General features: G+C 63.6%; 18 protein-coding genes and 2 pseudogenes. 12 read left to right on the top strand and 8 right to left on the bottom strand.

Going from position 1 to position 16,870, the window contains the following annotated elements; translation table 11 throughout:
• Window position 1: 1 nt before the first annotated feature.
• The 3 genes and pseudogenes from Q0D31_RS05580 to Q0D31_RS05570 form a co-directional block, all read right to left on the bottom strand.
• On the bottom strand, window positions 2-709 hold the full coding sequence (locus Q0D31_RS05580) for a DUF1045 domain-containing protein (protein ID WP_291846277.1): 708 nt from the start codon (window positions 707-709) through the stop codon (window positions 2-4).
• A 20-nt stretch (window positions 710-729) separates the two neighbouring features.
• Window positions 730-1,923, bottom strand: a complete 1,194-nt coding sequence (locus Q0D31_RS05575) for an alpha-D-ribose 1-methylphosphonate 5-triphosphate diphosphatase (protein WP_291846275.1) — start codon at window positions 1,921-1,923, stop codon at window positions 730-732.
• Window positions 1,920-2,589 (bottom strand): annotated as a pseudogene (locus Q0D31_RS05570) (chloramphenicol acetyltransferase). Before Q0D31_RS05570 ends, Q0D31_RS05575 begins: the two are co-directional and overlap by 4 nt.
• 199 nt (window positions 2,590-2,788) lie before the next feature.
• Between Q0D31_RS05570 and phnC the strand changes: the two are divergent.
• The 4 genes from phnC (at window position 2,789) to phnE (Q0D31_RS05550) (ending at window position 6,390) form a co-directional block, all read left to right on the top strand.
• Window positions 2,789-3,601, top strand: coding sequence for a phosphonate ABC transporter ATP-binding protein (gene phnC, locus Q0D31_RS05565; RefSeq protein WP_291846273.1), 813 nt, complete (start codon window positions 2,789-2,791; stop codon window positions 3,599-3,601).
• A 73-nt stretch (window positions 3,602-3,674) separates the two neighbouring features.
• Entirely contained in the window at window positions 3,675-4,583 is a 909-nt protein-coding gene (gene phnD / locus Q0D31_RS05560; RefSeq protein WP_291846269.1) for a phosphonate ABC transporter substrate-binding protein, read from the top strand.
• A gap of 68 nt (window positions 4,584-4,651) precedes the next feature.
• Complete coding sequence (gene phnE, locus Q0D31_RS05555; RefSeq protein ID WP_291846267.1) at window positions 4,652-5,539, top strand: phosphonate ABC transporter, permease protein PhnE; 888 nt, start codon at window positions 4,652-4,654, stop codon at window positions 5,537-5,539.
• Complete coding sequence (gene phnE, locus Q0D31_RS05550; protein WP_291846265.1) at window positions 5,536-6,390, top strand: phosphonate ABC transporter, permease protein PhnE; 855 nt, start codon at window positions 5,536-5,538, stop codon at window positions 6,388-6,390. Before phnE (Q0D31_RS05555) ends, phnE (Q0D31_RS05550) begins: the two co-directional genes overlap by 4 nt.
• An 8-nt stretch (window positions 6,391-6,398) precedes the next feature.
• Here phnE (Q0D31_RS05550) and phnF read toward each other — a convergent pair whose 3' ends face one another.
• A complete protein-coding gene (gene phnF / locus Q0D31_RS05545; protein ID WP_291846263.1) occupies window positions 6,399-7,127 on the bottom strand; it encodes a phosphonate metabolism transcriptional regulator PhnF in 729 nt (242 codons plus the stop codon).
• Between the two features lie 119 nt (window positions 7,128-7,246).
• On the opposite strand from phnF, the gene phnG reads away from it, so the two are divergent.
• The 8 genes from phnG to phnN are packed head-to-tail and all read left to right on the top strand — an operon-like array spanning window position 7,247 to window position 13,548.
• Entirely contained in the window at window positions 7,247-7,705 is a 459-nt protein-coding gene (phnG, locus tag Q0D31_RS05540; RefSeq protein WP_291846261.1) for a phosphonate C-P lyase system protein PhnG, read from the top strand.
• Entirely contained in the window at window positions 7,705-8,313 is a 609-nt protein-coding gene (phnH, locus tag Q0D31_RS05535) for a phosphonate C-P lyase system protein PhnH (RefSeq protein ID WP_291846259.1), read from the top strand. The genes phnG and phnH overlap by 1 nt, the downstream gene beginning before the upstream one ends.
• Before the next feature lie 2 nt (window positions 8,314-8,315).
• Window positions 8,316-9,419 (top strand): carbon-phosphorus lyase complex subunit PhnI, encoded by a 1,104-nt coding sequence (locus Q0D31_RS05530; RefSeq protein WP_291846257.1) that lies wholly within the window; start codon window positions 8,316-8,318, stop codon window positions 9,417-9,419.
• Window positions 9,416-10,300, top strand: coding sequence for an alpha-D-ribose 1-methylphosphonate 5-phosphate C-P-lyase PhnJ (locus Q0D31_RS05525; protein WP_291846255.1), 885 nt, complete (start codon window positions 9,416-9,418; stop codon window positions 10,298-10,300). Before Q0D31_RS05530 ends, Q0D31_RS05525 begins: the two co-directional genes overlap by 4 nt.
• Window positions 10,293-11,093: a phosphonate C-P lyase system protein PhnK gene (phnK, locus tag Q0D31_RS05520; RefSeq protein ID WP_291846253.1), complete on the top strand. Its 801-nt coding sequence runs from the start codon at window positions 10,293-10,295 to the stop codon at window positions 11,091-11,093. Before Q0D31_RS05525 ends, phnK begins: the two co-directional genes overlap by 8 nt.
• Before the next feature lie 3 nt (window positions 11,094-11,096).
• On the top strand, window positions 11,097-11,795 hold the full coding sequence (phnL, locus tag Q0D31_RS05515; protein ID WP_291846251.1) for a phosphonate C-P lyase system protein PhnL: 699 nt from the start codon (window positions 11,097-11,099) through the stop codon (window positions 11,793-11,795).
• A 14-nt stretch (window positions 11,796-11,809) separates the two neighbouring features.
• The gene (locus Q0D31_RS05510; RefSeq protein WP_291846244.1) at window positions 11,810-12,967 is read left to right on the top strand and encodes an alpha-D-ribose 1-methylphosphonate 5-triphosphate diphosphatase; all 1,158 of its coding nucleotides are present in this window, start codon (window positions 11,810-11,812) and stop codon (window positions 12,965-12,967) included.
• Window positions 12,964-13,548 carry a phosphonate metabolism protein/1,5-bisphosphokinase (PRPP-forming) PhnN gene (gene phnN / locus Q0D31_RS05505; protein WP_291846241.1) on the top strand — a complete coding sequence of 195 codons (585 nt, stop codon included), beginning with the start codon at window positions 12,964-12,966 and terminating at the stop codon, window positions 13,546-13,548. The genes Q0D31_RS05510 and phnN overlap by 4 nt, the downstream gene beginning before the upstream one ends.
• A 617-nt stretch (window positions 13,549-14,165) precedes the next feature.
• Here phnN and Q0D31_RS05500 read toward each other — a convergent pair.
• The 4 genes and pseudogenes from Q0D31_RS05500 to Q0D31_RS05485 form a co-directional block, all read right to left on the bottom strand.
• Window positions 14,166-14,529: pseudogene (locus tag Q0D31_RS05500) on the bottom strand (integrase core domain-containing protein); the annotation flags it as partial.
• Window positions 14,530-14,584: 55 nt separating this feature from the next.
• Entirely contained in the window at window positions 14,585-15,154 is a 570-nt protein-coding gene (gene gfa / locus Q0D31_RS05495) for an S-(hydroxymethyl)glutathione synthase (RefSeq protein WP_291846237.1), read from the bottom strand.
• A 34-nt stretch (window positions 15,155-15,188) separates the two neighbouring features.
• A complete protein-coding gene (locus Q0D31_RS05490) occupies window positions 15,189-16,298 on the bottom strand; it encodes an S-(hydroxymethyl)glutathione dehydrogenase/class III alcohol dehydrogenase (protein WP_291846235.1) in 1,110 nt (369 codons plus the stop codon).
• 72 nt (window positions 16,299-16,370) lie between these two features.
• The gene (locus tag Q0D31_RS05485) at window positions 16,371-16,847 is read right to left on the bottom strand and encodes a c-type cytochrome, methanol metabolism-related (protein ID WP_291846821.1); all 477 of its coding nucleotides are present in this window, start codon (window positions 16,845-16,847) and stop codon (window positions 16,371-16,373) included.
• Between the last annotated feature and the right edge of the window lie 23 nt (window positions 16,848-16,870).

Genomic DNA, 16,870 nt, shown 5'->3' with positions numbered 1-16,870 from the left:
GCTAGCCGACCGCTGGCGTGAGGAGGTATTGACCGACGGTCCGGAAGCGCGAGTTGGCGTGATCCTCGCGGAACACGGCGATGCGGTCGATCGCGATCGTTTTCAGGTCAATTGCCGCAAAGCGGTCCTGCAACATCGCCAGCATCGGGTCGCTGCGTTCGGCGGCGAGGCGGCCCGTCAGCGTCATGTGAAAGCGGAATTCCTCCATCACATAGGGATATCCCCAGCGATCGAGGTAGTCGCGCTGTCGCGGTGTCAGTTGCGACGGGTTTCGCCGCGCGCGGTCCGTCGCGGTGAGGGGCGCACGGAACGGGTCGAATGCGCGGACGCAATCGGCGGCAAGCTGGATCAGCTCGGCGGACGGCTGCGCCGGGATCACCGCGATGAAGCCGCTGATCGAACCGACAACAGGATGGATTAGCGGAATGGTCCGCGGCGTGGCGGCAAAAGCAGCGCAGGCGGCGAGAAGCTCTCCTTCGCTCATGCCCGGAGCCAGCGCCAACGGTGCTTTCAGCGTGGCGTGAAAACCGTACCTTCGGGGATCGCTGGTCAACGCGCGCCAATCCGGCGCTTGCTGCTCGATGTCGCTCGGGAAGGCGATCTCCTCGCCGCGGAAGGCATCATAGCCGAGCAGATGCGCGCCGAAGCGATCGAGGCGGCTGTCGGGCGCCGGGGCGTAGTAGATCGCATAGCGCGGGGTGTGGGTCATGGCGGCAGAATAAAGCGGCCTCAGGCGGCCGCAACAGCCTTGCGCGGCGCGGATGACACCCGGGCGATGCGATCGGCTTCCGTGAGATGCACCAGGCGCCCGGCGGCGATTACCCCGACAATTCGAGGTAGCAGCGGAATCCGGTCATCGACGAGAATGACGTCAGCGCGCCACCCCTCGGCGAGCACGCCGCGGTCGGCAAGGCCGGCGGCACGCGCGGGTGCGGCCGACACCAGTTGCCACGCTTCGGCCAGCGTGAGAATGCCGTCGGCGGCGAGTCGGAACGCGGCCAATAACGGCGCCGGATAATAATAGTCCGATGCAAGCACCGAGCAAAATCCCTTGGCGATCATGTCGGATGCCCTGGTCCAGCCGGTATGGCTGCCGCCGCGCACGACGTTGGGGGCGCCGAGCACGATGAAATCGCCGGCCGCCTTCGCCGCCCGCGCGGTTTCTTCGTTGACGGGAAATTCGGCGATGCCGACGCCCTGCGCCCGGAAAGCGCTTCGCTGCGCCGGGCTCGCGTCGTCATGCGACAGCATGCGGACGCCGGCGCCGCGCCCGGCCTGAGCGAGCCGCGCGATGGATGCCGGAACGTCGTGACCGCGGGAAGCGACGCGTGCGACCAGTCGATCGAATGCCTCGCTCGAAAGCCCGCTGCGTTCGACCATGCGGCTTCGCTTCTGCGGCTTGTCTAGGCTCGTTACCGTTGCATCCATGTGGTCGTTGAACGCGAACAGATCGACGCGGCCGTCGATCAGCCATTCGATGATCTCAGCTTCGGCATCGAGATTATAGGTCTCGTGGCGGAGATGGAACCGGGTGTCGGCCGCGAGCTGCGGCCGCATCGATTCGATGTTCTCGAGCAATTGCCTGGCGTTGTCGCCGCTGCGCAGCCCGGGCTCCCACGACCAGGTCGCGGCGTGATACACGGTCGTGATGCCGTTGTTGATCGCCTGGCGGTCGCTATCGGCCAGCGCTACATCGGCGGGAAAATCGACGCCGGGGCGGGGCATCATCTGCCGCTCGAATGCATCCCCATGCAGATCGACGATTCCCGGCAGCACCAGCAGGCCTGTGGCATTGATGCGAAGTGGCGCGCGGCCGTCCTGCGCGCCCACCGCGCTGATGTCTCGACCTGTGGTCCGCAACGAGGTTTCCTGAATTTCACGGCCCAGCAGAGCTCGGCCGCCTTCGATCTGGATGTCGGTCACGACGCCGCGTGTTGACGCTGGAGCCCGGCGCGGGCGGAGCCGGCGATGGCCTCGTATTTGGCGAGAAAGTCCTCGATCGCGAGCGCGCGGAAATCGGGCAGGGCCTCGCGCAGCGCCGCATGGTTCCAATTCTACCAGGCCAGTGCGACAAGCCGGGCGGCGATGTCTTCCGGAAACCGGCGCCTGATCGGCCGTGCCGGGTTGCCGGCCACGATCGTATAGGTCGGGACGTCCCTGGTCACGATCGCGCCGGCGGCGACCACCGCGCCTGTCCCGATGTTTCGGCCGGGCAAGACGACCGCGCCATGGCCGATCCAGACGTCGTGGCCGACACCCACGTGGTGCCGACGCCGCCATTCGAAGAACGCGGCCTCGTCGCTTTCGCCTGTGAAATAGGCGCTGGCGCGATAGGTGAAATGGGCTTGCGACGCCCGCTGCATCGGGTGATTGCCCGGATTGATGCGCGTCATTGCCGCGATCGAGCAGAATTTTCCGATTGTTGTGTACGTGATCTGGGGCATCGTTCACGACGTAGGAATAGTCGTCCATCGTCACTTCATTCAGGATCGTGCGCGGGCCGACCTCGCAATAGGCGCCGAGCCTTGTCTGGTGCAATTTTGCGGACGGATCGATCGTCGGGTCAACCGAAAGCATTGTGCCGGTCATGCGAGCCTTCCGCGAAGCAAGGGGGATACCGATCCAGAGGCGCCAACGCCGCACGTCATCATTGCGCTTCATGACGACGTCATGACGATTGCATGACGTCGATGCGTTGTGGACGGTGGTTGCGCCGCAGCGTGATTGTCACACAATTGTAATGCCCTGACGATAGCGAAAGGCACGGTTTGGCTTTCTGGAGCATTGCATGTTGGTGGTGGAAGGTTTGACGTGCCGGTTCGGCACAACGACCGCGGTCGACGATGCATCGTTCTCGATCCAGCCCGGCGGTTTTGTGGGCGTGATCGGCCGTTCCGGCGCCGGCAAATCGACGCTGTTGCGGATGATCAACCGCCTGGCCGAACCGTCCGAAGGACGCATCCTGTTCGAGGGCGTTGATGTGACCCGGTTGCGCGGCAACGATCTGCGTCAGTGGCGCGCCCGGTCAGCCATGATCTTTCAACAATTCAATCTGGTCGGTCGGCTCGACGTGCTGACCAACGTCTTGATGGGCAGGCTGGCGACGGTGCCGACATGGCGATCGCTGGCGCAGCTGTGGCCCGATCAAGACAAGGCGATTGCGATGTCGGCGCTCGAGCAGTTCGACATGGCCTCGATTGCAGCGCAGCGCGCCGACCAACTCTCCGGAGGCCAGCAGCAGCGTGTCGCAATTGCGCGCGCGCTGGTTCAGCAACCCGCGATGATCCTCGCCGACGAACCGATCGCTTCGCTGGATCCGCGCAATACGCGGATCGTGATGGATGCGCTGCTGCGAATCAACAAGCATTTCGGCATCACGGTGATCTGCAATCTGCATTCTCTCGACCTGGCGCGCAGTTACTGCGACCGCCTGATCGGCATGGCATCGGGGCGGATCGTGTTTGACGGCGCGCCGGAGGCGCTCACCGATCGTATCGCACGCGAACTCTACGATCTCGAGGCGGACGAGGTGATGGGCGCGGCACCCGCGCATGTTTCTGCTTCGGCGCGTCCTGCTCTTGGCACAGCTGCCGCGGCCTGAGCGCTGCATTTGTCGATCGGAAGCCTTGGGGCAGGCAATCCGCCAGCCTCAATCGTTGCAAACAGGAGACGTCATGATCAACCTTCGTATGATACTCGCCGTCGCGGCGGGAGTGGCATTCTCGGCTTCCACCGCTTCGGCGCAGGACTGGAAGGCGAAATATTCCGAACTGGTGTTCGCCAAGGTGCCGGATGAGAATGCCTCCGGCACCACGGACCGATGGACGCCGTTGACGGAGTATCTGTCACGCGAACTCGGCGTAAAGGTGACGCTGCGGATCGCCAACGATTATGCCGCGGTGATTGAGGGCCAGCGGGCCGGGAACATCCACATCGCGATGTACGGTCCGGCGTCCTACGCCCGCGCCTACATCATCGGCGCCAAGGTCGAGCCGTTCGCGATCGAAGTGAATGGCGACGGCACCAAGGGCTACTACTCGGTGCTCTACGTCAAAAGCGACTCGGGCTACAAGAACATCCAGGACCTGAAGGGCAAGAACCTCTGCCTCGTGGATCCCAACTCGACGTCGGGCAACAACGTGCCGCGTTTCGCCATGGACAAGATGGGCATCGACCCGGAGAAGTTTTTCTCCAAGGTGGTCTATTCCGGGAGCCATGAGAACGCCGTGATCGGGCTGTCGCAGGGGACCTGCGATGCCGCGTTCAACTGGTGGAACGATGAGAACGAGTCGAACCTGCTGCGAATGGAACGCAAGGGAATGGCAAAAGCTGCGGACTTCAAGGTCATCATGAAGTCCGAGCAGATTGTGAATTCGCCGATGGCCTATCTCGGCACGCTGCCGGCCGACCTCAAGGCGGCGATCAAGAAGGCGGTGCTCGAAATCGCGGTGAAGGACAAGGCCGCGTTTGACAAGATCTATCAGGGCAAACAGCTGCCGTTCGTCGAAGTCGATCACAAGGCCTATGAACCGGTGGTCGACCTGATCAAGTTTGTCGACAGCATACGCAAGCAGAAGTCCTGAGCACGGCGACGGATCCGGTTGATTTGGGCGGATCGCGAGGTCCACCCGTTCCCTTGCCGGAAAAGCCGATGCGAGCCGCCGTTCCCGAATTCCCTGAAGCCAAGCTGCGAGAACTCGCGGATCACTATGCTGCGGCGGTAGCGGCCAAGCGCCGGCGCTTCTGGCTGGGTGCCGCCGTCATGGTCGCCGCGGTGCTGGTCGCCGGCTGGATGGGCGACGTCGACCTCTGGAAGTTCTCCGAGAACTTCTGGCGCTTTCCGACTTACTTTGTCAGCATCGCCCCGAAGCTGTCGTTCTCTTCACTATGGGCCGATCTTTCGGAGTGGCTTTGGGGACTGCCGCGCTGGACGCGGCTGCTCGGCGATACATTGTTGATTGCCTATGTGGGGACCCTTGCCGGGGGGCTATGCGGTTTCGTCCTTTGCTTTCTGGCATCGGCCAATCTGGTAAGGTCGCGCGCGATCGTCTTTGTAACGCGGCGGACGCTTGAATTCTGCCGGACCGTGCCGGAGATCGTCTTCGCCCTGATTTTTGTGCTGGCGTTCGGTCTGGGGCCGCTGCCGGGCGTTCTGGCCATCGCGATCCACACGGCCGGGGCGCTTGGCAAGCAGTTCGCCGAAGTGGTCGAGAATATCGACAGCAAGCCGGTCGAGGGGGTCGCGGCTAGCGGAGGTAGCTGGCTTCAGATCGTCCGGTTTGGCGCATTGCCCCAGGTACTTTCGAATTTCGTCAGCTACGCACTGCTGAGGTTCGAGATCAACGTGCGCGGCGCCGCGGTGATGGGCTTTGTCGGTGCCGGGGGCATCGGCCAGGATTTGATCGAAGCGGTCCGCAAGTTCTACTTCACGGACGTAAGCGCCATCCTCCTGCTGATTGTCGTCACCGTCATGCTGATCGATTTCGTCACCGAGCGCGTGCGCCACCGCCTCCTCGGAATGGAAGGGGCGGGAAGATGAACTCTTTCCGTTTCGACAATCAGGCCAGCGTCGCCGAACGGCATCCACACCTGTTCCGGCCGGATTGGTGGCAGAGGGTAAAGATCACGGCAGGTTTCGCCGCGGTCGTCGGGCTGTTCATCTTCGGAATAGTGCAGCTCGACATTCCCTTTCATCGGCTCTCTGACGGGATGTCCAGACTGGGCGGATTCCTGCGGCTGATGGTGCCGCCCGACCCCGGATCGCTGTCGCAAGCCGTGATCTATCTGCACGCGCTCGGCGAGACGGTGGCGATCGCCTTTCTGGGCACGCTGGGCGGGGCGCTGCTGGCGCTTCCGGTTGCCCTGCTGGCAGCGCGCAATGTGGTCGCGAACCGGGTGGTTCACATTCTGTCACGCCGCAGCCTCGACACGATCCGCGGCATCGACACCTTGATCTGGGCGCTGATCTGGGTCGGAATTGTCGGGTTGGGGCCGTTCGCCGGAATTCTCGCCCTCGTCTGCAGCGATTTCGGCAGTTTTGGAAAACTCTTCTCCGAGGCGATCGAGGCGGCCGACAAGAAACCCGGCGAAGGGGTGCTGGCCGCCGGCGGCAACCACCTTCATGGCGTCCGGTTCGGGGTGCTACCGCAGGTGATTCCGATCCTGCTCAGTCAGGTGCTCTACTATTTTGAATCGAATACGCGCTCAGCCACCATCATCGGAATCGTCGGCGCCGGAGGGATCGGCCTTCAACTCGCCGAACAGATTCGGGTCTTGGAATGGCAACGGGTATCGTTTCTAATCCTGCTGATCCTGATCACGGTATCGACCATCGACTGGATTTCCGGGAAGCTCCGTTTCGCGATCATCGGCCGGCGGGAAATCGCCTAATCGCCGGATTAGCCGTTCTCGACCACGAACTCGATCCGCTCCGCGGCAAAGCGGGCGCGGGTGGTCAGCAGCGGCTTGCCGTCAACGTCGACATCGGTGCTGTCGACCACAAGGACCGGTCGTCCGAGCGAAAGGTCGAGCCGGGCGGCGTCGGTGGCGTCGACAATGGCGGCGGTGACTCTGGTCGAAGCCCGGCGATAGTCCCGAATGCCGTAATGCGCCAGCAATCTGGTCATCGATCGCACCCGCTCATAAATCTGCCCCGCATCGGGAAACCGCTCCGCCGCGAGCCAGGTGGTGCCGACGCAGATCGGGACGCGATCGGCGAACCGCAGCGCTTCGATCCGGATCAGCACCGCGCCGGTCCTGATGCCGAGCTGCCGCGCCAGTTCGCGGCTTGCGGTCTCAACAGAAGCGTCGATCAACTGGCCGCGCGGCTCATGGCCGCCGGCGTCGACGATTTCCGAGAAGCGGGTGCGCGAGCGCAGCGGATAGGCGAGGCGCTGGGTCTCGACATAAGTGCCGCTGCCGCGCTCGGCCCGTACCAGCCCGCGCTCGGCAAGCGCTGCCAATGCCCGACGCACCGTATGACGGTTGACGCGGTAGGTCCCGGCGATCTCCATCTCGGCCGGCAGCTTCTCGCCCGCCGCGAAGCGGCCGTCGGCGATGCCGCGCTCGATTCCGTCAGCGACCAGCCGCCACAGCGCCACGCCGGAGGCTGCGTCCTGGATGCTCATGATGGGAGAACGCCAGCAACGGCCATTGGAAAAAACAACCCGGTTGTCACGAAACGGTCATGGCGCTTCGATATCAAGTTGTCTAGTATCATAGACAACTTGATTCCTGCAAGGCGATCATGACGGCAACCGAAAGCAGCAAGCAGGCGCGGCGCAAGGCGGCAATGGCCGTGCTCGCCCACTCAGCCTCCGCGGAGATATCGGCCCGCCTTGAGGCGGCGGCCCTGCCGGCGCACCAGACCCTGCGCGAGCCGGAAAATGGCCTCGTGATGGTGCGCGGTCGCATCGGTGGCGATGGCGCGGCCTTCAATCTCGGCGAAGCCACGGTTTCGCGCGCGGCGGTTCGGCTTTCCACCGGCGAAGTCGGATTCGGCTATGTGCTCGGCCGTGACAAGCAGAAAGCGGCAATGATGGCGCTGTGCGACGCCATGGTGCAGTCGGAAGAGCTCGCAGGGCTGGCTGAGGAACAGGTGATAGCGCCGCTGCGCGCGGCGCTGTCAACGAAGCGGGAACGCAAGGCCACGGAAGCCGCGGCGACGCGGGTCGATTTCTACACCCTGGTGCGCGGAGAGAGTTGATGACCCCGCTCGCCGAGTTGCCCGCGGGATTCGCCGACAAAGTATTGTCGGCGCAATCGACGTTCCGTGCCGTCATGGATGCAATGGCGCGGCCTGGTAGCGTTCAGCGGATCGCGGCTGTCGCCGGCGCCCCGAAGGGAATGATGCCCGGGACGGCGGCCATCGCGCTTACCCTGTTCGACCATGACACGCCGGTCTGGCTCGATGCGCGGATGTCGGCGAGGCCGGATGTCGCCGGATGGCTCAAGTTCCACACCAGCGCGCCGGTGATCGCGGACTCATCAGTTTGCAGTTTTGCATTGTTCGGCGATCCCCGCGACCTTCCGCCGCTCGATCGCTTCGCGTTCGGCAGCAACGAGTATCCCGACCGCTCGACGACGCTGATCCTGCAGGTCGAGAGTTTCGGGCGGGGGACCGCTGTCGAACTGCGCGGACCCGGCATCGACGGCACGGCGATGTTGCAGGTGTCAGGTCTGCCGCGCGATTTGTTCGAGCGGCTCGCCGTCAACGCAACGCTGTTTCCGCGTGGCGTCGACGTCGTTCTGGTGCGGGACGAAAAAATTGTCGCGATACCGCGAAGCACGCGGCTGGCGATGCGGGGAGGCTGATCATGTACGTCGCCGTCAAGGGAGGTGAACGCGCCATCGAGAACGCCCATCGTCTGCTCGCGCATGAACGACGCGGCGACCGCGACGTTCCCGAGGTTTCGATCGCCCAGATTTCCGAACAGCTCTCGCTCGGCGTCGATCGCGTCATGGCCGAGGGTTCGCTTTACGATCGCGAGCTTGCCGCCCTCGCCATCAAGCAGTCGCGCGGCGACCTGATCGAGGCGATCTTCCTGGTGCGCGCCTTCCGCGCCACCTTGCCTCGCTTTGGCGCCACCGAGCCGGTCGATACCGGCGAGATGCAGGTGCGGCGCCGGATATCGTCGACGTTCAAGGACATTCCGGGCGGGCAAATCCTCGGGCCTACCTTCGACTACACCCACCGTCTGCTGGATCCGCAATTGGCGGAAGGATTCGCTCCTGAGGGGCCGATGGTCGGCGATGCGTCGGGTGCTGCCACGCCGCGCGTGACGGACATTCTGGGCCGGGATGGCCTGATCGAGCCGTCACCCCAGGGCAGGGCCGATGCGATTGTAGGCGACCTTACCCGCGAGCCGCTTGATTTTCCCGCCGAACGCGATCTGCGCCTGCAGAACCTGGCGCGCGCCGACGAAGGCTTTCTGCTGGCGCTGGGCTATTCGACCCAGCGCGGCTATGGCCGCAACCATCCCTTTGCCGGCGAAATTCGCTTTGGCGAGGTCGAGGTCGAGTTCATGGCCGAGGATGCCGGCTTTGCCGTGCCGCTCGGCTCGATCACGCTGACCGAGTGCCAGATGGTGAACCAGTTCAAGGGATCGGCCACCGAGGCGCCGTGCTTCACGCGCGGCTACGGACTGGCGTTCGGGCAGAGCGAGCGCAAGACCATGTCGATGGCGCTGGTGGACCGATCCCTGCGCGCCCGCGAGCTTGGCGAGGAATTGATCGCGCCGGCCCAGGACGAAGAGTTCGTGATGTCGCACTCGGACAATGTGCAGGCGACAGGTTTTGTCGAACACCTCAAGCTCCCGCACTACGTCGATTTTCAGTCCGAACTCGGCCTGCTGCGCAAGCTGCGCAAGGAGTTCGCCGATGCGACCGCAGCTGCGCCGATGCGGGAGGCCGCGGAATGAACGCGCCGAGCTACAATTTCGCCTATCTCGACGAGCAGACCAAGCGGATGATCCGTCGTGCGATCCTCAAGGCGATCGCGACCCCTGGCTATCAGGTGCCGTTCGCCAGCCGTGAGATGCCGATGCCGTATGGCTGGGGCACCGGTGGCGTGCAGGTGACCGCGGCCATCCTTGGCCCGGACGACGTGCTGAAGGTGATCGACCAGGGCTCCGACGACACCACGAACGCGATCTCGATTCGAAAGTTCTTTGGCAAGACCGCCGGCGTCGCGACGACGACCAGCACGGCGGAGGCGACGGTCATCCAGACCCGGCACCGGATTCCCGAAGCGCCGCTGCATGGCGGGCAGGTGCTGGTCTACCAGGTGCCGATTCCCGAGCCGCTGCGGTTCCTCGAGCCGCGCGAGACCGAGACCCGTCGCATGCATGCGCTCGGCGAATATGGCCTGATGCACGTCAAGCTGTACGAGGACATCGCACGCTTCGGCCATATCGCCACCTCCTACGCCTACCCGGTCAAGGTGAATGCGCGCTACGTGATGGACCCGTCGCCGACGCCAAAGTTCGACAATCCGAAGATGGACAACTGCCCGGCGCTGCAACTGTTCGGGGCCGGACGCGAGAAGCGCATCTACGCCATCCCGCCGCACACCAACGTCGTGTCGCTGGATTTCGAGGATCACCCGTTCGCACGCTACCGCTTCGACGCGCCCTGCGCCTTGTGCGGCGCCGGCGATTCCTATCTCGACGAGATCGTGACCGACGACAAGGGCGGCCGGATGTTCGTGTGCTCGGACACCGACTATTGCGAGACCCGTCAAGCGGCCGGTCATCGTGGCAGCGAGAGCGCGGCGCCGCACCGGGAGGTAGCACATGGTTGAGCCTCGAAGCGACGGGCTGGAGGACCCGCCGCTGCTGGTGGCGGAGGGCCTGGGCAAGGACTACGGTCGGCTGACGGCCTGCAAGGACGTCTCATTCGTGCTCTATCCCGGGGAGGTGCTGGCGGTCGTGGGCGAGTCCGGATCGGGCAAGTCGACGCTGCTGCAACTGCTGTCGGCCCAGTTGACGCCGAGCGCAGGGCGGGTGTCCTACCGCATGCGTGACGGCATGCTGCGTGATCTGGCCGCGCTGGGAGAGGCCGAGCGCCGCTTTTTGTTCCGCACCGATTGGGGCTATGTGCATCAGGATCCGGCGCAGGGACTGCGGATGGCGGTATCGGCCGGCGCCAATGTCGGGGAACGCCTGATGGCGGTCGGCTGGAACCATTACGGCCGGATCCGCGACACGGCCTCGTCCTGGCTGCAGCGCGTCGAGATCGACACCGCCCGCATCGACGATGCGCCGCGGACCTATTCCGGCGGGATGCGCCAGCGGCTGCAGATTGCGCGCAATCTTGTCACCGAGCCGCGGCTGGTGCTCATGGACGAGCCAACCGGCGGGCTTGACGTTTCGGTGCAGGCGCGGTTGCTCGACCTGATGCGAAATCTTGTCAACGAACTAGGTCTCGCGGCCGTCGTCGTCACCCACGACCTGGCGGTGGCGCGGCTGTTGTCGCACCGGGTCATGGTGATGAAGGATGGCCGTGTCATCGAAACCGGGCTGACCGACCAGGTGCTCGACGATCCCCGCGAGCCCTATACCCAGTTGCTCGTCTCCTCGATCCTGCCGGTATGAGCCATGACTGCGATGATCGACGTCTGCGGCGCCGAAAAAACCTTCATGATGCATCTCCAGGGCGGCATTGAGCTGCCGGTGGTGCGCGGGGTATCCTTTCGCGTCGAGCCGGGTGAATGCGTGGTGCTCTCGGGGCCTTCGGGCGCCGGCAAATCCTCGATCCTGAAAATGGTGTTCGGCAGCTACCGCTGCGACGGCGGCCGGATCGGCATCCGTCATCACGGAGGGATGGTCGATCTTGCTGCCGCCGAACCGCGTCAGGTTCTCAGCGTCCGCCGTTCGACGATCGGCTACGTCAGCCAGTTCCTGCGCGCGGTGCCGCGGGTGCCGTCGATCGACGTCGTCGCCGAACCCTTGACCGCAAGCGGAATGGCGCGAGCGGACGCGCGCGACCGGGCCGGCGCGCTGTTGCGCCGCCTCAATATCCCGGAACGGCTGTGGTCGCTGCCGCCCTCGACGTTTTCCGGCGGCGAGCAGCAGCGCGTCAACATTGCGCGCGGCTTCATTTGCGACCTGCCCATTCTGCTGCTGGACGAGCCGACGGCCTCGCTCGATGCGGCCAACAGGGCGGTCGTGGTGGAATTGATCGGTCAGAAGAAACGTCAGGGCGTGGCAATGGTGGCGATCGTCCATGACGATGAAATACGACGCGTGATCGCCGACCGTATTGTTGACGTGACGGCATTTGCTTCGGCGGCATAGAAAAGAGCGCTGACATGATTTCGACCGGTTCCGAGACCGTCATCGGCAATGCCAGGATCGTGCTGGCGGAGCGGGTGATCGAGCGTGGTTGGGTCGGCCTTTCCGGCGGTCGGATCGCGGAAATCGGCGAGGGCGATGGCCCGGCCGGCGGCGAGGACGCGGCGGGCGATCTGGTCATGGCGGGCCTGATCGAACTGCATACCGATCACCTCGAGGCGCACTACGTCCCCCGGCCGAAAGTGTTCTGGGACCCGATCGCCGCCGTCGTCTCCTATGATGGGCAGTTGGCCACCTCGGGCATCACGACCGTCCTAGACTCGCTTCGGGTCTGGCGCGAGGATGGTGCCGAGGATGTCGATGGCCGCGCCGGCGTGCTCGCGGCGGCGATCACAGCGGCGCGCGAATCCAACCTGCTGCGGGCCGACCATTTCCTTCATCTGCGTTGCGAAATCCCGATGCCTGACGTGGTCGAGGAAGCCAGGGAATTGATCGGCAGGCCCGACATCCGCCTGATGTCGTTGATGGATCACACGCCGGGGCAGCGTCAGTTTCGCGACGAAGGCAAGCTGCGCGATTATTACCGCGGCAAGGGCGCTGGCATGACCGACGCCGAACTGGACGCGCTGTTCGAACGGCGTTTTGCCTACCAGCGCGCCCATGCCGCGACCAATCTGCGCGCCATCGTCGCGCTGGCGCATCAGTACGGGATCCCGCTCGCCAGCCACGACGACACGACCGATGAAAACGTTGCCGACGCGGTCAGGGACCGCGTGTCAGTGGCGGAATTCCCGACCACGATGGAGGCCGCGCGGGGGTTGCACGAGGCCGGCATCGGCATCCTGATGGGCGCGCCGAATGTGGTGCGCGGGGGGTCGCATTCCGGCAACATCGCCGCGGTCGATCTTGCCCGGGAGGGGCTCCTGGACATCCTGTCGTCCGATTACATTCCCTCCAGCCTGTTGATGGCGGCGCTACAATTGCCACAGCTCGTTCCTGCGATTGATCTTGCTTCGGCGGTGCAAACGGTCACCAAGACACCGGCTGAAGCGGTCGGACTTGCCGACCGCGGCGAGATCGCGGTCGGCAAGCGCGCCGACTTGATCCGCGTGCATGTCGCACGCGACATTCCGGTGGTGCGCAGCGTCTGGCGCGAAGGGCAGCGCGTGGCATGACGGTATCGCCGACCGGGTCCGCCGGGCCATCTGCAGCGATTGGGCCCGGCCGGTTGGTTCTGGTGGTCGGCCCGAGCGGCGCCGGCAAGGATACGCTGCTTGGGCTCGCGAAAACGGCCTGCGCCGACGATCCCTGTATTGTCTTCCCAAGGCGTGTCATTACGCGTCAAGCATCGGCATCCGAGGACAATGAAGAAGTTAGCGTTGCCGCCTTTCAGGAAAAGCTGGCGCGTGACGAATATGCCATTCATTGGAGCGCGCACGGCCATTGGTACGCCCTGTCACGTACGATCGATGACGATATCCGTGCCGGGCATACCGTCATCGTCAACGTCTCGCGTACTGTCATCGGTGCGTTGCGGCACACTTATGCCGACGTCCGCGTGGTCTCGATTACGGCGCCGTTGGACGTTTTAGCGCAGCGGCTAGCCGTGCGGAGCCGCAACGGCGACGGAAAAATCGAAGAGCGGCTGCGCCGCGCCGTGTACCAAGCCGCAACTCCGCCTGACGCCACCATCGTGAATACCGGCGATGCGGAATATCATGCGCGTGAGCTCATTCGAATGATTGGGGACGAGTAAGGGAGGAAAGCATGGCGCGGTCTTGAGGGTGGTGGCGACCTGCGGAACGGAGGCGCCTCTATTGTTCGCCGTGCGGCGAAGTGGCCGCTCGATTTTGTGGACACTATACCTCCCGACGGGCAGGCCCCAAAGCCGCGGTCCCGGACGAGGTGAGCGGATGTTCCCACCAAACGCCTTGAGCGGGATACCCTCCGCCTCCCAATATTGCCGTTGATTCAGATCGCTTCGCTTCCACAATTGTTAGTCGAGAGTGAGAGCAAATCGTGCTTACGAACCACAGGAAAAGTGCGCGAAAAATGGACGTGTGCGACACTTGCCGGGTTTTGCGCTTAATTCGAAATTACCACAGAAGTAGCTGCAGCGCAGCGTGTTCTGGCTGAGAGATCATGTTCCACAACCCAAGAATGGCCGATTTCCCTGCAAAGTTCCCTGTTTGCAGGGAAATCCCTTGGAGACGGGCGCGATCACCACTGCGTCGCCAGCCAGGCAGTGCTGCGTCTGGCCGGGCTTCCCCGGAGACGCGAGAATCGACCGGAAATCCGGGCTTCTCGCGCGTCCGATTGTGTCTCCGGGACTCCCCCTTCACCTGTCGCGAGGCAAAAATTGCCGAAAGTCTCCGGCATTCTGCCATTCATGCCGCGGTCCCGATGGGGCCTGCGTTGATCATAGACGAGGTAGTCGTCGAGAACGGCCTGCATTTCCTCGATGGTCTCGAACCAGGTGCGGCCCTCAACGCGGAAGTGCTCGTCAAGCAACGTGCGATGCAGCCGTTCGACGATGCCGGTGGATTGCGTGCGTTTGACGCGGATGGTGTGGTGCTCGATCTCCTCCAATTGCAGGAAGAGTTCGTAGGCTTGCTGGTCGGGCCGTCCGCAGAACTCGCGGCCATTGTCGGACAGCACGGGTTCGATTTTTGCGTCGTGCTGCCTCGGTGTTCATCAGGCGCACGGCGGTGACCGGCTGCTTGTTGGGATAGAGGCGTGCCCGTTTTCGGCCCTACCGGCGGCGATAGCCGCCACCGGCGGGCGCAGGGAGGTCAGGCCGCCTTGGGTCTCGATTTCGCCGTGTGGGTAGCGATTGCATCCATCAGCGCCGGAGACAGACAATCATAGGGTTCGAGTCCGAGCTCCTTGAGGCGGGATCTGATACCCGACATTTCCGATGGAGCGACGCCGGACTCGATCACGGACGATACGAACGCCGCAAACGCCGGCGCCGCCGAACCGGCTTCCTGGAACAGTTCGGGGTGGATGAAGTCGAGGCCGTAGAACGGATGCCCCTTGTTCTCGATCCGCCCGTACATGTGGGTGCCGCAGCCCTTGCAGGCGTATCGCTGGATCGTCGCGGACGTGTCGACAATCTGCAGCTTGTCGCCGTTTTCGAATACGGTCACGTTTTCGCGCGGCACAACGGCAACCACCGAGAAGGTTGCCCCTTCGGGCTTCCAGCACTTGGTACAGCCGCAGGCGTGATTGTGGGCGACATCGCCCTTGATGCCGACCTTGACCGGTTTGTCCTTGCACTTGCAGACGAGGGTGCCGCCGGCAAAGGCGCCTGAACCTTTCTTGACGCCGTTGTCGACCGATGGGTGGATATGAACAGTCATGGGACTACCCTCCTTATGTTTGACGTGCTGCGACTCAGAATACGACGACCGAACGGATCGACTTGCCCTCGTGCATCAGATCAAAACCCTTATTGATGTCCTCCAGCTTGAGGACGTGGGTGATCATCGGATCGATCTCGATCTTTCCGTTCATGTACCAATCAACGATTTTCGGCACATCGGTGCGGCCACGCGCGCCGCCGAACGCGGTGCCTTTCCACACCCGGCCGGTCACGAGCTGGAACGGCCGGGTCGCGATTTCCTTTCCGGATTCCGCCACCCCGATCACCACGGAGACGCCCCAGCCGCGATGACACGCCTCGAGCGCCTGGCGCATGACAGTGGTGTTTCCGGTGCAATCGAAGGTGAAGTCGGCGCCACCGTCGGTGAGCGTAACCAAGTGCGCAACGATGTCACCGCCGATCTTTGACGGATTGACGAAATGCGTCATGCCGAAGCGACGGCCCCATTCCTCCTTGCTGTCGTTGATGTCGACGCCGATGATCCTGTCGGCGCCTACCATCCTGGCGCCTTGAATGACGTTCAGTCCGATTCCGCCAAGTCCGAACACCACCACATTGGCGCCCGGCGTGACGTTGGCGGTGTTGACCACCGCGCCGACGCCGGTCGTGACGCCGCAGCCGATGTAGCAACTTTTGTCGAAAGGGGCGTCTTCGCGGATCTTTGCCACCGCGATTTCCGGCAGCACGGTGAAGTTCGAAAACGTCGAACAGCCCATGTAGTGAAAGATCGGCTTGCCTTTACGGCTGAAACGCGATGTGCCGTCGGGCATCACGCCTTTGCCCTGCGTGGCGCGAATTGCGGTGCAGAGATTCGTCTTCCGGCTTAGGCAGCTTTTGCACTGCCGGCATTCGGGCGTGTAGAGCGGGATTGCATGGTCGCCTGGTTTCACCGACGTCACGCCCGGGCCGACCTCGCGAACGATGCCGGCGCCCTCGTGGCCGAGGATCGAAGGAAAGATTCCCTCGCTGTCGAAACCGTCGAGCGTATAGGCGTCAGTGTGACAGATCCCCGTCGCCTTTATCTCGACAAGGACCTCACCGGCCTTCGGACCGTCGAGGTCGACCTCGACGATCTCAAGCGGCTTCTTTGCTTCGAATGCGACTGCAGCGCGCGTCTTCATTGCAGACTCCAGGGTTGGACTTGAAAGCGTTGCAGGGCATCGTGGCCCACGCGCTCTGAATCCTCCGAAAGATTATTTTCGGCCCATGCAGGAATTCTCCTCCTTGGTGTAGGCCTCGGTCTTGTCTTCCTTCTTGGCCGGACGCACGCGTCCGACGGCGTCATGGGCGCGGGCACGCAGATAGATGTATAGGTCGTCCATGTAGCAGGCGACGTTTGGATTATCGCCCAGCGCCGGCATGACGGAGTTGCCGCTTTTGCGGCCGCTTGCGACGACGCCGACGAAGTCGCCGTAACTCATCGTCTTGAGCGAATCCGTGACGGCCGGCGCGTAGGTCGATCCCATCCCGTCGGGACCATGACAGACATGGCATTCCGAGTGATAACGGCGGTAGCCGGAGTAGGTGTACCAATCCACGGTGCCGTCGGGGGCGACCTTGAAGGTCGGGTTGCCTTCCTTGTCGAGATACTTGCCATTCTCGGATTTGACGGGAGTCGGATCGACGGCGCCCGCAGCAAAGGCTATTCCGCCTGATATCACGCTGATCATCGCAGCACCCACAAACCAGATTT

The organism is Bradyrhizobium sp., assembly GCF_022844465.1.
Taxonomy (GTDB): domain Bacteria; phylum Pseudomonadota; class Alphaproteobacteria; order Rhizobiales; family Xanthobacteraceae; genus Bradyrhizobium.
This window is presented reverse-complemented; position numbering and strand designations above follow the sequence as displayed.